At 59.1% G+C, this 19,629-nt stretch carries 7 protein-coding genes and 1 pseudogene; 3 read left to right on the top strand and 5 right to left on the bottom strand.

Annotation, left to right across the window (positions count from 1 at the left end):
• Nucleotides 1–631 precede the first annotated feature (631 nt).
• From P6U23_RS28470 to P6U23_RS28480, 3 genes are all read right to left on the bottom strand, one after another.
• Complete coding sequence (locus P6U23_RS28470; protein WP_407175728.1) at nt 632–3,106, bottom strand: LPS-assembly protein LptD; 2,475 nt, start codon at nt 3,104–3,106, stop codon at nt 632–634.
• A gap of 808 nt (nt 3,107–3,914) precedes the next feature.
• A complete protein-coding gene (locus P6U23_RS28475; RefSeq protein ID WP_407175729.1) occupies nt 3,915–4,076 on the bottom strand; it encodes a hypothetical protein in 162 nt (53 codons plus the stop codon).
• Between the two features lie 209 nt (nt 4,077–4,285).
• A complete protein-coding gene (locus P6U23_RS28480) occupies nt 4,286–4,678 on the bottom strand; it encodes a hypothetical protein (RefSeq protein ID WP_407175730.1) in 393 nt (130 codons plus the stop codon).
• A 96-nt stretch (nt 4,679–4,774) separates the two neighbouring features.
• Between P6U23_RS28480 and P6U23_RS28485 the strand changes: the two genes are divergently transcribed.
• The 3 genes and pseudogenes from P6U23_RS28485 (at nt 4,775) to P6U23_RS28495 (ending at nt 7,526) form a co-directional block, all read left to right on the top strand.
• A complete protein-coding gene (locus P6U23_RS28485; protein WP_407175731.1) occupies nt 4,775–6,277 on the top strand; it encodes an NAD(P)/FAD-dependent oxidoreductase in 1,503 nt (500 codons plus the stop codon).
• Nucleotides 6,278–6,482: 205 nt separating this feature from the next.
• On the top strand, nt 6,483–6,662 hold the full coding sequence (locus tag P6U23_RS28490; protein ID WP_407175732.1) for a cupin domain-containing protein: 180 nt from the start codon (nt 6,483–6,485) through the stop codon (nt 6,660–6,662).
• A 654-nt stretch (nt 6,663–7,316) separates the two neighbouring features.
• A pseudogene (locus P6U23_RS28495) lies at nt 7,317–7,526 on the top strand (DNA-binding protein).
• A 2,007-nt stretch (nt 7,527–9,533) separates the two neighbouring features.
• On the opposite strand, the gene P6U23_RS28500 reads toward P6U23_RS28495, so the two are convergent.
• Together P6U23_RS28500 and xopAD are read right to left on the bottom strand one after the other, a co-directional pair.
• Nucleotides 9,534–9,782: a hypothetical protein gene (locus P6U23_RS28500; RefSeq protein WP_407175733.1), complete on the bottom strand. Its 249-nt coding sequence runs from the start codon at nt 9,780–9,782 to the stop codon at nt 9,534–9,536.
• A gap of 706 nt (nt 9,783–10,488) precedes the next feature.
• Nucleotides 10,489–18,675 carry a XopAD/skwp family type III secretion system effector gene (xopAD, locus tag P6U23_RS28505; protein ID WP_407175734.1) on the bottom strand — a complete coding sequence of 2,729 codons (8,187 nt, stop codon included), beginning with the start codon at nt 18,673–18,675 and terminating at the stop codon, nt 10,489–10,491.
• Nucleotides 18,676–19,629: the final 954 nt, after the last annotated feature.

Here is a 19,629-nt window from a genome sequence, read left to right on the forward strand (position 1 = left end):
AATCGCAACGTCGATTTGTTTTCCTGCAATGGGCACGAAGATCACGCATAGATTCAACGAATTTTCCGCCTTCAACGAAGGATTCCAAGCGGCGACCGAGAAAAAGAGATCACGTACTCACCGATATCCGCGCGCACGAGCAGGTGAAAATTGCAAAGCAACGCAGCTCACAGCACTTAAATTGCGCTAGCTGCGTGGATAGCACGACGGTGAAACGGCTTGCGTCACTGGACACACTGTTGTGGTCGCGATGGGCTGCTCTCAAACCAGAAAACCGGCTTCATCGCAATCGGCCGGCAGCTTCGAGACGCCGCGGGAGGTCGAAACTGTCATCACGGAGCATGCAGGAGAGGATTGGTGCTAGCCTTAGCAGCAAGCGCCTCCGAGAGCGTTATTACCTTGCCCGCATCGGCGTCCTTCCCTCACGACCGTCCGGCACAATAGCGTCCCAACTGCGCGAGCTCTTGTTCGCGGCGAAATCACCCAAGTAACGCGCAACGCTGCAAGGTATCGACGAGAACCTGCGCAATACCCTGCCAACAACCATGCCCCGTCGATCTGGACATCTGGCGACGTCATCATCGCGCCGCCGGGTTGTCGTCCTCATCAATAAGGCACCGATATTGTCACCTCATAAGCCGACGGAATTCATCCCGATCGTTCGTAGACCGATAGTTAGCAGGTAGGTCTTATTCAGCACGGCCGGCATCGAGCTCGCAGAGTAGCTATAGGAAGTTACATAGCTCGCTGCCAGCACGAAGCAATCGTCGACATAGCCGGCCCCGAGAACATACTGGTTGATCTTGTTGGCCTCAAGGTCCCAGCGCGCCGAACCGGTCACGACCAGGTTGGTGGAGACCTTCAGCGAACCGGAGGTCAGGATGCCCTCGCGGCGGGTCAGATAGCCGAGATCCGGCTGCGGCGCGTAATTGCCGTACGTCATGCTGACCGACCAGCGATTGAAATCAGCGCGGCCTTCCGCCTCGAAGCGCTGCACGTTCCAGGTCTGCTTGTCCACGCGGGAGCGAACGCTGAACGTATAGGTGCTGTTCGGCGAGTAGGCGACGCTCCCTACATAGTCGGAGCGGGGCTTGTCGAGACCGGAATTCAGGCCGGTATTGATGGAATCATGGACCCCATAGGAGTTCAGTCCGAACAGTTGGTAGGACTCTCCGAACAGCACCTTGGTGGAGCCGCCGCGGTCGAACTGGGTGGTGGCCTGTACGCCGACATTAGCTCGCCCCCCACCCTCGCGGCGGTCGTAGCCGGAGAACTTGTCGATACTGAACAGGTTGGAGGTATCGAAAACAAAACTCTGCGCGTCCTCGTTCGGCAGCTTGCCGGCATAAGTCTCGTTCGGACGGACAATGACCTGCGCGATCGGCTCGACTGTGGTGGTGCCCCACGGATGAACATTGATGAGCGGGTAGCGATATTCGAGGCCGATCGTCGGCATCAGAAGCAGCGCCTGCGTGTGGCCAACGGGCAGGAAGTTCGACACGCCGGGCTGGTTCGAGACCCGCGCGTCGATCGCGTCGGCGCGCAGGATGGCGAACGGCGTCCAGATCTGGCCGAGCGGATCAGTGAAGGATTTTCGCCATTGCGCCTCGGCCGTCAGGCGCGTGTAGGTGCCGGGGAAGCCGCGCAGCAGGCATTGCGAGGGCATCCGAGCCAGCGGATCGGCGGATGCCGTGGTGCAGAGGCCGGCTGTGTTGGCGAGCGTCGTGATCGGGTCGAACACGGCCTGATTGCGGGTCAGGCTAGTGAAGTTCACCTTGTAGCTGAACTCGCCGCCGAAGATCGGGCTGTTGATCACGTTGTTATAGTCGATCACCGGATGAATCGCCGGCACTTGGCCTTGATTGCCGGAGTAACTCAGGTAATGGATCATGCGCGCATCGAAAAAGCTGCGATTGCCGACGCCGGTCAAATAGAGCTGCGAGATCCCTTCGGTCGGCAGGCTCAAGAACGATGCGAACGGGTCCCGATACTGGCCGAGCCGATAATCCTGGAAGAAGTGGTAGTCGGAGAGGAGCACGCCGTCCCAGCCCCAAACCCACTTGTCGTTGATTGCAAACTGGCCGTGCGTCTCGATGCCGCCGCGGAACTGGCGGTTGCCCGGCTGGCCGGCGAAGGCGCCCGGATCGAGCTGGTTGATGCCGTAAGCGCGGATTGAGTAAGAGCCATCCAACAGGCGCTGGCGGAATTCACCCTGGACCAAGATGCCCTGTCGCGAGGTGAAGCGCGGGTAGAGCGTCAGGTCATAGTCTGGGGCGAGCGCGAAGTAATAGGGAATCTCGACGGCGTAACCATACGTCGACGCTTGACTGGGAGTTGGCATCAGAAAGCCGTTCTTGCGCTTCACCGTGGGGTCCGGGGTCGAGAAATACGGCAGATACGCCATTGGAACGCCCACAAATTCGAGCCGCGCGTTCTCGAAATAGAGCATCTTCTCGCTCTGGTTATGGATGATGCGCGCGCCCTTGACCTGCCACAGCGGTGGTTTCTTCGGGTCGTCCTTACAGGGTCCGCAAGCGGTATAGACGCCTTTCTCGAACACGGTGTAGTCGCCGGCCGAGCGGTCGGCGCGCGTCGCCGCCATGCGCGTCTGGTCCTCGGTATCGATGCGCAGCGAATCGACAAAACCATCCCGGTAGTCGTCGCTGAGATCCATGATGTTGGCGTAGGTGATCTTACCATCGCTGTCCGTGAGGCGGATGTTGCCTTCCGCGTGCAGGCGCTTGGTCCTCTGGTTGTAGATGACCTTATTGGCCTCGACGCTGGTGCCGTTGTAGAACATCTGCACGTTGCCGACCGCCGACACCCGCGAATTGCTGTAGTCGTACTCCACCTCGTTTGCCTGAACCAACATCTGGTTGTCGTTGGCAACGCGCGGCGGCACGGGCCGCGCCGGGCGCGGATTGTAGGTGAAGCTTTGCGCGGCGGCAGCGGTGGTGAGGCCGAGCCCGATCGCTCCGGTAAGAATGAACCCCAAGATCAGTCTGGCGAGGACGCTGCAGCGGGCCATGCGGATCTGTTGACGGAGCACGCGACTGCGTCGCCCGAGTGCAGGCGATCTCAACTGGCGGGCGGCGACAACGGCCACTAGCCGGTCGCCTCATACAGCAGGTCCAAAAGCCGGCAAGGCCACCCAACAACGCCGGCAGCAACATCGCAGCAGTGAGATCTAACGACGGCCGCGCACGACGTACGCGACAGCATCAGCATGAGACTGATTGGAGTTGATCGAGCAAGTTTCATCTGAACTCTTAGACGGGGCTGCGAGACCCGCCATCGACAAATGCCAGCATCTCAAGCAACCGACGTGCCAATGTTGTTTACCTGCTTTCCTTAAGGAACTTTGTGGCTCTCGCGCCGGAATGCAGCCGTCGCTGTCCGGTCTTGGACATTGACGTCTCAGACCGCACACCGCTCAACGCAACAACATGGATCGTCAGTGGCGACGATGGTCCACACAGCAACAGAGGAATCAGCGTTGCTGGCCCATATGCTCTCGTGCAGATGCCCGACCGCAACGCGATTGGCGTGGGGATTACAATCCTTAGAAGCGGTAGCCAACGCGGCCGCGACGACCATCTGCTGGCCAGGGGCTGGCAGATCGGTCTCCCGTCCTCATGCTCGTTCAGCACCGCGCCTGTCCGTCAGTGCACCTTGCGTTGGTGCATGCGCCTCGAGCGCACGTACAAGGAGCTCCCGTTGCCGATGATCTATATCAGCCATGTCATGGCTGATATCGAGGGGCAGCCACATACGCCAATGCAGCTGAGGTCTTCAGACATTGAAGCCTCTCCTTGCGATCATCAGCTTCAGAGCGATGGCCGCCTGTATGATCGAGACTGTACAACCTGACGCCACGTAGAGTTCAAGCCCCATGGCCGTCGCCTGGTTGGCTTTCAAAACAGAACCTGACGAAGCTGCGGAGTTTTAAGGAATCCGGCGCAATCCAGTGCGGCCGTTGCCATCGTGACGATCTTGATCGCGCTGGAATAAGGCCACAGATCGTCGCCGCTGCCAAATACATCTTTGGTAATGATGGGCGCCGGCGCCTCGCGCATTAACGGACAATTTCGGACTGAAAATACTCTCTTGTCGCGCCCGGAGCGAACCCTGCGCGCGATCGGAAATCCAATTCTTAGAGAAGTAGCAACAGATCAAAGCTTGGTAGAGTGGTGAACGGCTGATCGCGGAACGCCGCCATCCGCCCCTGCTGGCGCGAACCCTCCCGTTGCTACTTTCCGTCGCAGTCGTTCAACCGGTATTGGGCCTAGCCGAGATGCGAACTTCTTCGAATTGTACGTCGCGATACGCCTTCTGGACGTGGCTGGCCAAGATAGGCGGTGACCACGGCCGGATAACTTGCGATTGCGGCCGGAGCGCCGCTCGCAATCCGCGCACTGAAGTTCAGGACAGTGACTGCACTGCATAGCTCCATAATGAAGCGCATGTCGTGCTCAACCAGAATGACCGTCAGTCCTCCTGCCGAAAGATCTCTTATGAGTTGAGTGACCGCGGTCGTCTCAGAGGGATTCAGCCCCGACGCCACTTCGTAGAGAAGCAGCAGGCCCGGCTCGGTTGCCAATGCGCGGGCGATCTCGACAAGTCTCGCTTGCCATAGGACATCCGCGCCGGCGGCCCCAGGCAACAAGTCGATGGCCACCTGCAGCGCCGGCTCGGAAAGTCAGGCCAAGGGCATCGATGGCGACAAGGCCGTTCACGCTGATCATCTGCTGTCGGCACCCTCCGATAGTTCTCGATGTTGCTCAGACAATTGACAGCTTTACCCGCAGTTGTAGAAGTGCGGCGTGGACGCACCGGGGTCGGCGCGTTTACTGACTACCAAAGTGTTGAACGCCTAGACATTTGGACGTCTGATATGTCGGTTAGCCAAGCCCTTAGTGGCCTTCCCAACGTTCCCGTCTGGTATGAAGATGCTGAGCGTCGGAAGGCACTTGCCTCTGATATTGGCGCCGACGTCGCGATTATCGGAGCGGGTTATACAGGTCTGTGGACTGCATACTACCTGTTGAAGGCCGAGCCGACCCTCCGCGTGGTGGTCATCGAGCGCGAGCATGCTGGGTACGGCGCCTCGGGGCGGAACGGGGGTTGGGCGTCCGCAATCTTCCCGCTCTCGCTCCAGCACGTCGCCAAATCCTCATCGCACGCTGCCGCGCTTGCGCTTCAGGCGGCCATGAACGACACGGTCGACGAGATCGGACGCGTTCTTCGCGACGAGGGCATCGATGCCAACTATGCCAAGCAGGGCTTCCTGTCGTTAGCCAGGTCATCTGCCCAGCTTAGCCGCGCCCGCACTGCCGTACGGGCGTCCGAGACGTTCGGCCTGCCGCATCAGTGGCGACTTTTGGATGCCCAAGAGGCCTCAGCTATGGTAGCCGCCGAGGGGGGCGTCGGCGGGCTGTACACCGAGCACTGCGCAGTGATTCATCCCGGCCGCCTCGTTCGCGGTCTCGCCCGCACCATCGAGGCTCTCGGTGGTCGCATTTACGAGAAAACTTCGGTAACTGATTTTCGCAGAGGCAGCGTCATCACCTCCGGCGGCACGGTTCGTGCACGCGTCATCGTTCGTGCAACCGAGGGATTCACGACCCAATTCAGGAAGTATCGTCGCGCCCTTATCCCGCTCTACTCACTGGTGCTCGCCACTGAGCCTCTGCCGCGCCACCTGCGAATCAAGTTGAAGCTCGACCACCGCATCGCTTTCAATGATATGCGCCATCTGCGGACCTATGCCCAGGTGACGGCCGACGGCCGGCTGGTTTTCGGAGGCAGGGGCGCGCCTTATCACTTCGGCTCAAAGGTTTGCTCGGAGTACGACATTGGAGATGCCGTACACGAGAAGATTCGGGCTACGATGACAGAGTTCTTTCCCGCTCTGAACGGCGTCCGGGTCACTCATCGCTGGGGCGGTGCGCTGGGGGTTCCGCGAGACTGGCATCCATCGGTCGGACTGGACCGCGCCTCGGGCGTCGCGTGGGCAGGTCAGTATGTTGGAGACGGTGTCGCAACAAGCAATCTTGCGGGACGAATCCTCCGCAACCTCATCCTTGAGCGGGATGACGACATCAACCGCCTGCCAATCGTCAATCACTGGTCGCCACAGTGGGAGCCTGAGCCCTTCCGCTGGCTCGGCGTAAACCTCGGACTCTACGCGGCAGCGATCGGAGACGCCGAGGAGCGCCTCGCAAAGCGCCCCTCCCGAGTGGCCCACGTGCTGGAGTTACTGACCGGCGCACACTGACAACATTGATCACAGACCTTAAAGGGGATCCAAATGACCGCAATGACCGCTATCAACAGCACTGAGGTTATGTCGGGCCGTCTTCCGTCCGCCGGTCAAACGGCCCGGCGCGGACAAAGGCGACCCCCAGCTCGGCCTGTTGAAAATCGCTCCGAAAGCCGGCGGCAACGTAGGGATCTGGGAATGCCAGCCGGGAGGCTGGCCCGTGAACAATCGCCCCGATACCGAGGTGGCGTTCATCCTGTCTGGCAGCGCAACCATCGCCGACGCAACCACCGGCACGGCCCACATTGTCAACGCAGGTGACGTCGTCGTCCTGCCTCCTGGGTGGACCGGCCGCTGGGATGTGACCGAAACCGTCCGCAAGGTCTACGAGATCTACTGAGCGCTGCGCGGCGCCGCGCTCCATGAGCGGCCAACACGCGATCGCAGAACGACGGCCGCACGCGCTCGACTATGACGACGACGTGACCAAGATAGCTAGGGCACGGTCGGCTGCCAATAGCCGGTCATTTCAAGAGAGACGCTTCCGTCGGCCGGTGGGCTGTTGCCGAGGCGCACGCCCGCCACTCCCACGGCGGTTTGCCGCGTTGATGGTCAATGCCGTCCATGCGCGAACAAGGTCATACGGCTATCAAACCTCAGGGCGCAGGCGCGCCTCTCCCTCTCTGCCCGATGCCCCGCTGAACGGCCGCGACGAGTTCGTCGTCAAAGATGCGCGTCGAATTCAAGGCCCCGGGAGTATCGATGGACGAGCGGCGCGGCCAGGCTACCGTCAGCCGAACCCGCTTTTGGCCTCAGGACTTACCCGCAGCCTTCGCTACATCATGTACCTGCGGCCGAGAGGCGCAAGTATTTTTTGCTACGGTCTGTCACGCCTCCTTGCGACTATCAACGAAGGGCGACGCGCTAACTCGTCTCGGTTTGATGAGAGCTATGCGCGGTCATCGAGAATATCGTTTTCTTCCGTCATTCTGGGCTCAACATCTCAACTGTCTCGACCGTGACGTCTCGTGCGACGGAGTGATGGAGAAGACGAATGGCGGACGTCAAATTCCTTACCCGGAGGAAGTATCAGCACGATACCGTAATGAGGTCACTGTTGGTACGCTGCGGAATTGGCGCGCGATGAGGGCCTGCATATATCAAGATCGGGAAAGCCGTCTTATACCCGGTGAGCGAGCTTGACGCTTGGGATCGCAGAAATCTTGTGATTTGTAGTGCGTCGAAAGGATCGGACGTGGGCTAGCTTGGGAAAAACCCACAGGCGCGCAATGTGCGCCCGCATACTTGACGTCGCTACACTCGTCAACCGCGCTCAGTTTTTCACGCTCGGCGCGTGTACTCGTCAAACCAACGCTTACATCGAAAGTCAGCTCTCAACGCTGAGACCATTTTCCCGCCTCCAGCCATGAACGAATACTCAGCACTGAGAAGGCGGCGTCGAGCCAGCACTCCCCTCGACGTGAGTCACAGCATCTTAAGTCCATGCCTGCTTTGAGAGTGCGCAGAAAGTGGTGTAGACTCGTTCATGATCCAGCGTGCTCTAAGCAAACGGGCTATGCGCCGACTGTCGCGAGGGTGATGCTCACGTTGGATCATCGGGTGCCGATCCCAGTTTCATACCCAAATGGTCGTTCGCCTCGAAGAAAATGAACGGCATATCAAAGCGATACGCGCCGATGGAAGAGATTGGTTCACAACCATACAACGGGCCATAATGCCATTCATTGCGCTAACGGCCCAGTCGTCCGCGATCGATTGGTCGACGTTCACGCTAGGAAGTCCTCTGCCGGGATCCGCAGCCTCTTGAATGAAAGCGTCAGCTAATGAGTTCCGGAATGCGGAGATTGTCTCCGCGTCCGTCTGCGAAATCGCGCACACCATTCCTTGATTGTGTGCGTCCATATACACTCGAGGACCAAAGGCATTGCCGCTGGCATTTGGCGCCATGATTAGCGTGTATGTAATTGTCCTGCCCTTCGACGATGTAAAACTACGGAGCCCCACAGAAAGTGGTTTGGGGATCAGGACCGAGTTGACAAGCCCATCCATATGGAGCTCGGGACGACCCTGCCTGAAAGCTCCTACCTCAGTGAACGCGGCAACTTGATCTGCTCGGTTGTCTGTCCTCTTTCGCGACATGTGCTTAACCACACTTGGCTGCTCATCGCTGCTCCGCCCCGTTCGCCAGCGGAGAGGCGACAGAGCTGGAAAAGTCGCGGTGGCCAGATGAGGATTGGCCATTCCATCTGCACTGGCGCGATTGACACAGAACAACTCCACAAGCCGTGCGGTCGGCACAGGACCTCGTTGCGACTGTCCGACACTCAAAAAATATAGCGCACGGGAGTTCACTCGAAAATCATCGGCACGACTCTTAGGATGAGCAATTAAAACCTCGAAGTCATCAGCCCGACTATTCGAATCGCCTGCCGTCGCTCCAGGTATGCGGACCACCGATACAGACGCGGCCGCGAGCAACACGAATCCAACGAGGTACAAGTGCCGCAAACGTTCAGCTAACGGACTCGATCGACGTCTCACGATGGAAATGGCTCCACCACCAGATGGGGGAAAGGCGATCACCGATTAGCTGATCAGGCCTCTCGCCGATGACTCAGCTATCTATATCGGCAACAGTCATGCCAAAGGTCTCTTCTTGTGAGAGAAGCAAATGGCAACACTCACGTGCCCCCCAACATCACCGGCCTTGAACGCGTTCGGTGATGATGCCATGAACAAGCAAGCGCCGTGCCGCACAAAAAATGTAGGTTTGCAGGGCTTCGTGGTATGTGCGTGACATCAAGAGCTCGCGACTTGTGTCAAACCTGACAATTGACCCTATTCGAGCAATTCATTGCTAAATCCAATAATCGCCAGGGGTTGATCGACCTAGAGAGTTGGTTCACAGCACTGCAAGTGTCTGCAAGTCCGCATGTGGGGTGCGCAGCTTTAGTTTCAGTAGCGGGGTCCTTGCTTTGATCCGGTGATACTGCTGCGAGTGGAGCCTGTTCGACGGTTCAACTTCATGCGTCCTCCGTAAGCGGCACCGCGTGGCTCTGAGAGATGGCAAGGTCATATTTCAGAAGCGTCGCCCGGCCCAGCTTCGGCTGCGCAACATCTGCCGCCAGTACCGCTCCACGACGCGGTACGCCTTCATAAGACACCGAAGATTTCCCGCGACCCCGTAATAGGTATAGTGGCCGCGTAGGAAGGCATTGATTTCGCCGCCCCGCTCACCGACCGTGTGATATCATTGAACTCGGCGAGGCTGCTCCTTCCAACCCGCTTCGGTGAAGCGCTTGAAGTAAACTGCGCTGCGCCGGTCGTATTGGCTGTAGAACGGCACGAACCTGAGATCCGCGGGCCAGATGATGCCCTGCGCCCGGAAGCGAGGGCGATCCGAAACTATTGGCGCAAAAGCGCTCAGCACGTCCTCGCCGACTATGGCAGGTTCGATGCGGGTCCACTCAATTTCCGCGGGGCCGAGATCCGCGGCCATGACCAGAGGGCCGCACATGACGGCGACCGGATCCTGGAGCTGCGAGCTTGTAAGCTATGCCTGCAAAAACAAGAGCATGCCTCCGAAGTGTTTCAGCAGAGCCCCTATGGCCATACGCCCCTGCGGAAAATGCTCTGAACAAGACAAGCGGATCGCCACCGTAAACGGCTGACCTATACCAGGAACTGCAATATCTTCCTGCGCAGCAAGGATGGTTGAAAGACATCCCTTTGACTGGGACGGATCTGAGGGAATGGCGATCGGCCGGCACCTTCGAAACCGTCGTAGCACGATCGGCGCTAACTTCGGCTGCAAGGCCTGGCGGCTCTCTTAGCTTGGGACTGCATGGTCGACCACGATCCCTTCCGACAACATCGAACTCCAAAGCGTAGGTACCGTGACCCAACAAAGGCTTGCACCACCAAAGCGACCAGACCACCCGAAGCTGCGAACCCGCATTCGCAAGATCAATCGCTGGCCAAACTGCGCCGCTCCCGAAAGCAACGGAACGGGCTAGTCCGCGCCATTGGTTCAGCTACCAGCTCCGAAGAAGATTCCTCGCGAGATCGCCGACGAATAGAAAGGGGTGGCATCTTGACCGACGGGACCGGCGGATGCCGCGAGCGGAGCGAATCGTTGCCCTCATCCGCTCTCGCCGGCGACTCGGACAGCCGAGTCTCGGCCAAAGACACTTCGATCGTCTCCATCAGCCCAACCGGACATAAGCCCTTAGTCGGTCGCCCAGTGCCTGCCGATTGGCCACGACGCTATCGAGGTGCACCTGCTCTGGCTCCCCTCCCTGGGCCAAACGTCCAACCAGCTCGCGCGTGGCCTCCAGCAGAAACACGCCGCAATCATAGCCGTTCTGCTGCTGGGCCATGCGGGCTGTTCTCACGGGCGCGCCCAGCCTTGCTGCGAGCTCCTCTGCCACGGCCCGGTTGCCACGCCCGCCGGAGTCGTAGTGATAGGCGACCATGCTTTGCGGCACTCGGTGATCAAGGAGCAGCAGCGACCAGTGAATGCCTCCCCCATCAGCTCCGCCATCGTTCAGCGGCAAGAACAGGAAGTTGGCTGTACTATTACCATTCTGGTCATGGACGATCGCCTCGAAAGTTGCTCGTACTTCGTCCGGGTTCTCGGCCAAGCGCAGCAGTTGGGTTACCGCGGGCGGTACGAACCGGGTCTGTGCGGCCAGATCCGGATTCTCTATCTGCAATTCTTGCTCCAGGAGCGCATAATCCGCCGCGATATGCTCGTCGCCCAACCATTCCTCGGCGCCGAGCGCTAATCTGCTGCGGTCATGCAGCGAGGCTGTCGGATCCAAGGCGTCGGTGCGAGCACCCGACGTTTTGGGCGGAAGCACGCTTGACTGATGATCATCATCATGCAGCGCATGCGATGTGGACGGCAGATCAACCAGAGCCCCAAGGCTGCCGTGGATGTCCGACGATGGGGCCCTCGCAGATGATGAGCCGTCTGCCCGCATCTCCTCCATGAGCCCACTGGAAGCTGGCGCCTTCTCAGAGCTTGACGCAACAGCAAGCTCCTGAACCGAGCCGACCTGGCGAGCGGCTTGTCCTGCGCCGCCGGTGAGATAGGCGTGCAGGGCCGCCACGCATTCTTGGGCATTCTTGTTGTTATTCCTTTTGTGGGGCGGAACGACCGTAAGATTGGCTTGGCGATAATGTTGTGTGCGCTCCCGTACGAGTTCCTCGAAACGCTCCTTTTTCATGGCCGCCTGATCGGAGCTCTGCAATCCGCCGGTCTTCCCTGCCTCGTCGATCCGCAGCAACGGGCGACTGGTGTCATTTGCAAGGCGCTTCCAGATCTCGCCTCGATCAGTGTCGAGCCAGATCGAGACCGCATTGTCCAGGATGAGGCGACGGGTTTCTTCATTCTCGAACGCGCCGCCGCCAGTCGCGAGGACCACGTTGCCTTTTCCGACGTAGTCCGCGATCAAGCTCGCCTCCCGATCCCTGAACCACTGCTTGCCTTTGTCTTCGGCATCAAAAATTTCTGTGATTGACATGCCGGTCTCCCTTTGAATTTTTTTATCGGAGTCGACGAAGGCGAGCCCGAGACGCCGCGCGAGAGCCGGGCCGATGGTGGACTTGCCGGCGCCCGGGAGTCCGACAAGCACAATCGGCCTCGAGCCGAGCGACGAGACAACCTCTTTGATCATTGGTGATTTCTCGGCCAACCGTGGCCGCTCGGCAGCTCGCGGACCAAAGATCGCGCGAGCAGAACCTCGAGCATCGAGTTCGATGCCCCAATGGGGAAGTTCCCTGGCGCCTTCTGGTATCGCCACGTCCCTACAGACCTCTCGTGCACTCCGGGCAAGTTCTTGCGTGGCTTGGTCCAGAGCATCTCCGCTCAGTTCGAGCCGCTGCTTGTCTCGCTTCTTGTAGGTGTCGTGGTTGGTAAGCTTAGCCTGGTAGCTCTGCGGGGTGTGGAACTCTAGCGAAAAGCGATATCCCTCCGGCGTGGTGAGCACACTGGTGATGCCGATGAAGGTTGGATCTCGCATCCTGAACCAGTTGATCGTGCTGACCTCAGCGTAGCCCTGCTCGTCGAGCGCCAAAATGGCCTTTTTGAAACCACGTGCAAAATCCTTGTCAGGGATTTCGAAAAGATGCCGGACGGCGTTGTTGATCAGCTGCGTGTCGCCGTCCTTAGGGCTCGTTCCCGTCAACTGGTTTGCCATTGAGCGCGTCGATCTCAACGGTTTATCCGAACGAGGCATGCGCACGTCGATATCTGCTCGCCTTAGGATCTTGGCAACCTCAACCACTGCTGTGGTAATCGCCTGCTCTTCCGCTACGGCCCTAGCACGCTCAATTTCTGCGCGATCCGCGGCCTCTTTGGGATTCATCGCGATGACCGTATCCTCGGCCGTCAGCTGTCGACCAGAGGCTTCCGGCAGGATACGCTTGTCCGCCGCGAGCTTGATGGCGGCTTCCATGATTGAAGCCGTTAGCGTCGGATTATCCTTCAGATCCTTCAAGGAAGCATCGACATCGAACCTGCCGTGGTTGAGCGTGGCCGCTAGGGCTTTGACATAGGGCACGGATCTTAGGCCCGGCGTTTGTTGCAGTAGGCGCCGAAGCTGTTGGCTTTTTTTCAAGAAGAGTTGGGCACTTGTGTCGGATTTATAGGCGTCGGTGCCGACCTTATTGCCGAGGCTCAGAAGATTGCTTGCACTTTGTATGAGGTCGTCCGGCTCGTAGCCATCCGGTCGAGGATCGATGCGCGCAGGGTAATGGTCAAGTAAGGCCTGAACGCGGTCTCGCGGGTGAGCGGAGGCCTGATAGGCTTCGGCCAGGTCCGGTAGCAAATCCGAAACCGCCTGGCTCATGCCGTGCTCGGCGTGGGTGTCGCGTTCGACCATCGCGAGCGGGAGCTCGCCATTCGCTTCAGCAGCCCAAGCCTCCAGGTCGGCCGCGAGCAACTCGTTGACCTCTCGAGCGACCGGATGCTCTGCGAGCTCGATCTCGCGCATCACCCTCTCAAGCTGGGGCTGGATATCTTCGTCGCTCACCTCTTCCTGATTCAACAAGTCACGTATGGCGCTCCTGAGCTCGTGGTGAATGCCTTCGTAGGTACCAAAGATCGCCCGCTCGGCAAACCAGCGTCGGGCTCGATCGGATTGAGCCAGAAAATCTCGCTGCAAAGTGCTAAAGGTTTCCAAAGTGTCCTGCGTGGCAGCGAGGATTTGGCTGGCACGACTAAAATTGTACCTGCCGTCCTCGATGGCGGGAGTATGCGATTTTGGCGGCTTGAGTGACCGGACTCCGCGAGCTTGCTCCGCCTCATCGAACTGTCGAACATGCTCATAGAGCTCCGGCCGGTCACCGATAATGATGACCGTATCCCCGTCGAAGTCGCCGTCGAGCTTTTTTTGTTCATCGGGCGGCACGGCAACCAAGGAACCCGGAGCGAAGACTTCGGTCGCCTGAAGGATGCCGACGCCATGAATTGACGTGTCCGCCGTGACGCGCTCCTTGCGGCTGCTCCAGGTCGAATGGGACTTAACGTCTTCCGCCGACAATACTATCGCACGATCTCGGTAGCTGGCTGGCCACATCTCGTCAGGCACTACGATGAGAATGCCCTTGGCGAAAAAGGTCGGATCATCGCTTGCCAGTTGCTCCCCCGACTTCTCGGCGACATTGAAGCTATATTGCATGGCCACGCATTTATCGAGAAATGCGGCGGTTGGGTCGCCATCGTGCGACGACTTGACTCGTTCAGCCCTCAATGGGCGCAAGTTTGGCTTATCGTACGGGGAGCGGCCGATCAGCACGCCACCCGTACCCGCCAGCCCCTCGCTCTTAAGCTTGGGCACATGCAGACGGCCATCACTGGATGGCACGGCGACAGCGCCCGGCGCTTCGATGTGTCCGGCCGTCACAGTGCGAAACAAATCTTCGGAGCTCAGCGGTTCTCCTTTTTTGGTCTCAAGCCAACTGTTGGCCTTCTCGCGTGCCTCTTCTGCCACCCGCTCGCTTCGCGAATAATATTGCAGGGCCGTAGCGGGGAGCGACGATTTCTTTCCCTCTGCGAATGCAGGCACCCGATCAGGACCATCCCCCCGGCTAGCGCGCCGGACAGCCAGCATACGTTCCGCCAGAGAGGCTTTGATGAAGCCGGAACCGTCATGCGGCCGCAAAGCTATCGGGCCTTCCGGTCCAATCAGCTTGAACGGATGCTCCTCGCCGGCAGGGCGGTCCGGCAACAGCGACAATTTGAAATTTCCCTCTAGCGCGTAGTCACGAGGGCCTAGATCTTCGATCGAAGGAGGCGCAGCAAAGCCCCTACGTTGCGTGTAGTAATAGGCCTCTTTGAACGGCGCCCAGGCGCGCGATAGCTGCTCGAATGCGGTACCCGGTGCGGTTTCGGCATACGGGATGGCCAACAGCTTCCCCCCGGAAGCCTTGGGGCCTCGCTCGCCTGGGGCGACGGCGGCGATTTGCGACAGGGTCGGCTTCGGTGCCTTCAGCTTGCTTCCGCCGAACAGGTCCATGCGGTAAGGTACATCATCGACACAGAACACGCGCCTTAGCATGAACGGGCTCGGCTTTCCCGGCAGTTGGACCGCCACCATCGGAATAGCTCCCGAGGTCAAGCGATGAAAAATCGAATATCGCTGCTCCGGCTCCGTGGCCAGCCGGCGCCCCTGCAGGTCAACGACCGGCAACTGCATCAGTCCCGCCTCACCTTTGGGCGGTCTGGGCTCGTGATCCATCGTTCGTAAAACTTGATGCATATCAAAGACGGACGGCGGATGTTGATTCCGGATCGTCCCCTCATCCAGCGCCATGAACGAGTCGAGCGCGTCAACCGCATCGTCCCCTTCGATTTGCGCAATCAGATTCCAGCTCATGTTGGAAAGATCGCCCTCGATGAGGTTCCGCGTCTCCGCCAGGATTTTCTTGGTCTCGCGCTCCAGCTCTTGCCGCCTCCTAGCCAAGTCGGACTTCTTACCTTCGACATACGGTCGTTGGTACAAACCCGCCAAGACCTCACGCGCCTTGAGCACTTGAAAGATTGACAGCGCGGGACGACGACTTGATAACGAGGGACGGCTCCGCCGCTCGGCATTGCTTGCTTGTAGATATGCCCAGACCTTCTGCTCCAAACCTGGTTGGAGATCGTTCAGCAGGTTTAGCGCTTGCCTCCGGTGCCAGAGCATCGATTTCTCCGGGCTGCGGGCGAACGGCAGCAGAGCGATACAAATGTTGCCCATGGATTCGAGGTTGTTCTCGGCGACAAAACCGGGGGCATGAACCAATTCCTGGAGCCGAGCTAACCCTGTCGGTGCGAGCAAAGCGAGATCGTCGAACAGTCGAGCCTTTCCCAGCGACTTGAAGATGTTGGTTATGCTCAAGACATCGGCCTGCTCGAGCCGATCATTTGCATAATCCAAGTAATGGACAAGCTGCTGCAGCCGGTCTTTCAGCAGGTTGGCGTCAGCAATGTCTCCAGCTTCCTCGGCCCTTATGAAACTTAGCCCTAAAGCATTGGCTAGCCTGCTGAGGTCGGGCGTTGCGAAAGCAGCGAATCGTTGGCCTCCTCGACCCAGGTCGCGCGCGAGATGCACGATTGCCTGGCTGCATGCCGCCTCTCCGCGCCATTTGATGAAGCTGTTCATCAGGTCGGCCTGTTGCTGCGGAGTAAAATCGGACAGCCGGCGGAAAAGAATCTCCCGAGCGATAGCGACTGCGGCTGCGGAACAGTCTTCGTCTGAACGCCACTTGCTGAAGCCGTTCACGAGGTTTGTCAGCTCCACGTTATTAAAGTCGGAGAGCCTGCGGCGGTCGAGAAGATCACGCGCGATCGCGGCTGTTGCTCGGCGGCAGCTCTCCTCTCTCGGCCATTTGCTAAAGCCATTCACCAGGGTTGAGGACTCCCGTCGAGTAAATGACAAGACAAGATCTGGGCGGCTGAGGATCTCGTCGGCGATAGCGGTTGAGGCTTGAAGGGTCGACGTGCGGTCCGGCCACTTACTGAACGCATTGACCAGGGCCGCAAGCGAGGTCTCAGTAAAGGCAGCGAGCCGGCCGTGGCGGCCAGCACGGTCAAGGATCTCGTCGGCCACAGCGACTGTGGCTTCCTCGCAAGCCAGCTCTTTAGGCCACTTGCCGAAACCGTTTACCAAATTGGCCAGATCCTGTTGGCTGCAATGAGACAGGCGGTCGGGGAAGCTGACGATCTCCTCTGCGACGGCGGCAACCGCCTTGCGACAGACCGTCTCTTGCGGCCACTTGCTGAAGCCGTTCACTAGGTTCGCCAGGTTTAGCTCGGTGAAACCGGAAAGGCCGTTGGGTTCGCGGGCGAGCTCAAGAATTTCTGGAGCGATGGCCAGCGCGCCTGCCTGGCATCTGGAGTTATCCGGCCATTTGCTGAAACCGTTCACCAGGAGGGCCAAGCTCGGCCGAGTGACACCCTGCAGCCGAGTGCGAAGGATCTCGCCAGCGAGCGCGGCTGTGGCCGCTCTACAGTCCGCTTCCTCGGGCCACTTGCTGAAACCGTTCACCAAGTTTACCAAGGCCTGTGGGGTGAAATCACGTAACCTCCGCCGCTGGATCTCCCGGGCGATTGCCACCGTGGCCTCTCGGCACTCCTCTTTTCTCGGCCATTTGCTGAAACCATTCACCAGGAGGGCCAGGTTCTGCGGAGCAAAGCCAGAGAGCTGGCGACGACAGACTTCGGCGGCAATTGCGACCGCCGCTCGGCGCGCAGGCCGCTGGTCGGGCCACTTGCTAAAACCGTTCACCAGGTTTGCCAGGGCTTGTGGATCAAAGTCAGCTAGTGGGCGCCGCCTCACCTCGCTGGCGATTGAGAGTGCGGCGCGCTCACACCTTGCATCTTCCGGCCACTTGCTGAAACCGTTGACTAGGTTCGTAAGCGCCTGGGAATTATAATCCGAAAGTTGCGCCCGATCAAAGACCTCATCGGCAATTGCGGCAGTCGCCTTCCGACAGATCGCCTCCTTCGGCCACTTACATAAAGCGTTCACCAAACTGGGTAGTTGCTGCTCACTGATATCGGAGAGCCGCCCGTTCTTGGCGCGCCGCAGGAGCTCGCTGGCTATCGCGATCATGCCTTCGCGGCATTCCGTGCTTTCCGGCCATTTGCTGAACCCATTGGCCAGCGATGAAAGACTGAGATCATTCAGATGCTGAACCGCCAGATTGTCCTCGCAAAAGAATTTCGCGATCCTGATCGTTCCATTACGGCATGTCGTCGATTGTGGATGCCGGCCGAATGAAACCGCAAATAGCGAAAGCGCCCTCAGGGCAACTTTCCTCATGAGTGTGTCGTCAAGCTGTGAGACGTGAACTGCCATCGCCTTGCACGCATCTATACCTGCCTGACCTCCGGCCTCTCGGCTCACCGCATTGCACGTGAGGGCGTAGCCCCAACTTTGATTACCGCGTAGATTGTCCTCCCATTGAGGTATAAACTCGCTTTCAAACAGAGCCGCAGCCCTTTCCAGGAACGTTGCAAGGCTCGGCATCTTCAGCAGCTTGCTATAGTCCACTACGGCAATTGAGAATGCATCGAAGTCACGAGCGCGAGACGCGCGCTCAAGAGTCTCCATGCCTTCGCGAAGCCTCGAGCGATCGAGATCCGCGCGTCCATGCCCTTCCTGACCATGCGCACTGTGCGGCCCCACCTCGCTGATGCGCCGCTTGACTGGCCTGCCCCGCAGGTCGGGCCCGGACCGCTCGGCTTGGATGAGAGCGTCTCTTTGCAAGCGCCCAGACATTCGATCGCCTTGCAACGCTTCTTCGCCCAGACGAGCGGCGCTCACGTCGCGATTTAGCCCGTCAAGATGCGGTCTAGGCCGGTGGTTGTCGCTCTCGGTGGCGACATCGCCGATACGACGCTTCTTCGGTTCAGGTCCTATGTCGGGCCTCACTCGTTTCTGACGAGCTATTCCTTCTCTTTGCGAATTCGCAGTTTCACGATCTGGACGCCAGCGTTCATCTCCAAAACGCGACGATTCTGGTTCCGGAGCGAGGGCGTCACGGTAAGATCGGTACGCGCGATCCTGACGATTGCGTTCGGACAGCTGGTCGAAAGTTTGCTTTCCCGACTGAGCTCGAGAGGCAGCAACATGTTGTTGTTGAACGCTGAGAATGCCAGCGTGCAAATCATCGCGCCATCGACCAACCCGACGATGTTCGTCGTCAGATCGCTCGGAGGTTTGCTCTCGACGTGCTGGGCCGGGCTGCTCAGGCTTGGAGCGAACATCCTCCAAGACAGCGCTGAATGATTGATCTCGAGCGTCTCCAGCTAATTCATTGCGCTCACGATCGACCCGCAGGCTTGCGTCGGCTTCAGAGTTCGGCGTGTCCGATCGCCACCGGTCGTGAATGCGCGTCAAGATTCATCTCCCATTCAGTTGAGGATCTGTAAGCACCGGCGGTTGGTGCGAGCATGCGCTGCGATGCCCGTTGTTCGGCGACGCCCGTTGTTCGGCGAAACGACACCAAGCCGAACGATTACTGACCCGGCCGAGGCGAACCGGTCAGGTGTGAGGTGCGCACTGCGAGATGGATCGCCCATCAGATCCCGGGCAGCTTCGCGGAGGACTTGTGCAGTGATGCTGCAGGCTGGAGCGCCACGACGTCGACGCACGCAATACCCACCGCATGGACGACAGGCTCAATTTTCAGGGCAGTGAACTTGGTCCAAGTCACTATGCAATACTCAATCAAGTTTTTACCGGTCGGCGACCGAGCGGTTTGGCTTTCCCAGACGCTCCGGTTCGATAGGCAGCGATCAGCATAGCCGTCCTCACCTGGTGTCAACCCTCGCCCCACGATGTTCTGTGCGAAGCCTGATGTCCGTACCCCAACAATGATAGCCCGATGCTTTAGCGTATAGGAGCTGACAACAAGCTGACGAAGTCGCCACGAGTAGCGCCACCATCACGCATCATGGCCTTTGGTTACGGAACAGACTGATCGATTTGAGATTGATATTTGCTACAGCCCTCTCGATGCATAGCGAAGCTTGGTCATCGAGAAGCTGACGAGCTTCAGAAAGCCCGTGATCAGCCGTGGAGCCGATGCATTCCGGAAGCTGTGGCGTCAGATGTCCAGCGGGATTTCGGTTAAGGCTCAGTCCAGTTTGGGAAGACATGGCACGATCAGTCGTCGTCCACGAAATATCGCGTCCCGCTCGGCGTGCTCAATCTCGAGAACGCATCAGCATCTCATTGGAAACAAGCGCAAGCGCTCCGTGCCGAGGTGCCGCTCAACTTCACCGGCTCCGCCTGCTACTTCTGGAGCATGGTGTCATATTGCAGAGCAAACTCCTCGGATAAGAAAGATCT

The organism is Bradyrhizobium sp. STM 3562, from assembly GCF_045571435.1.
Lineage (GTDB): Bacteria > Pseudomonadota > Alphaproteobacteria > Rhizobiales > Xanthobacteraceae > Bradyrhizobium.

Coding starts and splice junctions, on each gene's coding strand:
- P6U23_RS28475 (WP_407175729.1), bottom strand. CDS start 4,076: ATGCGCGAGGCGCCGGCGCCCATCATTACCAAAGATGTATTTGGCAGC.
- P6U23_RS28500 (WP_407175733.1), bottom strand. CDS start 9,782: ATGGCCGCGGATCTCGGCCCCGCGGAAATTGAGTGGACCCGCATCGAA.
- P6U23_RS28485 (WP_407175731.1), top strand. CDS start 4,775: ATGTTGCTCAGACAATTGACAGCTTTACCCGCAGTTGTAGAAGTGCGG.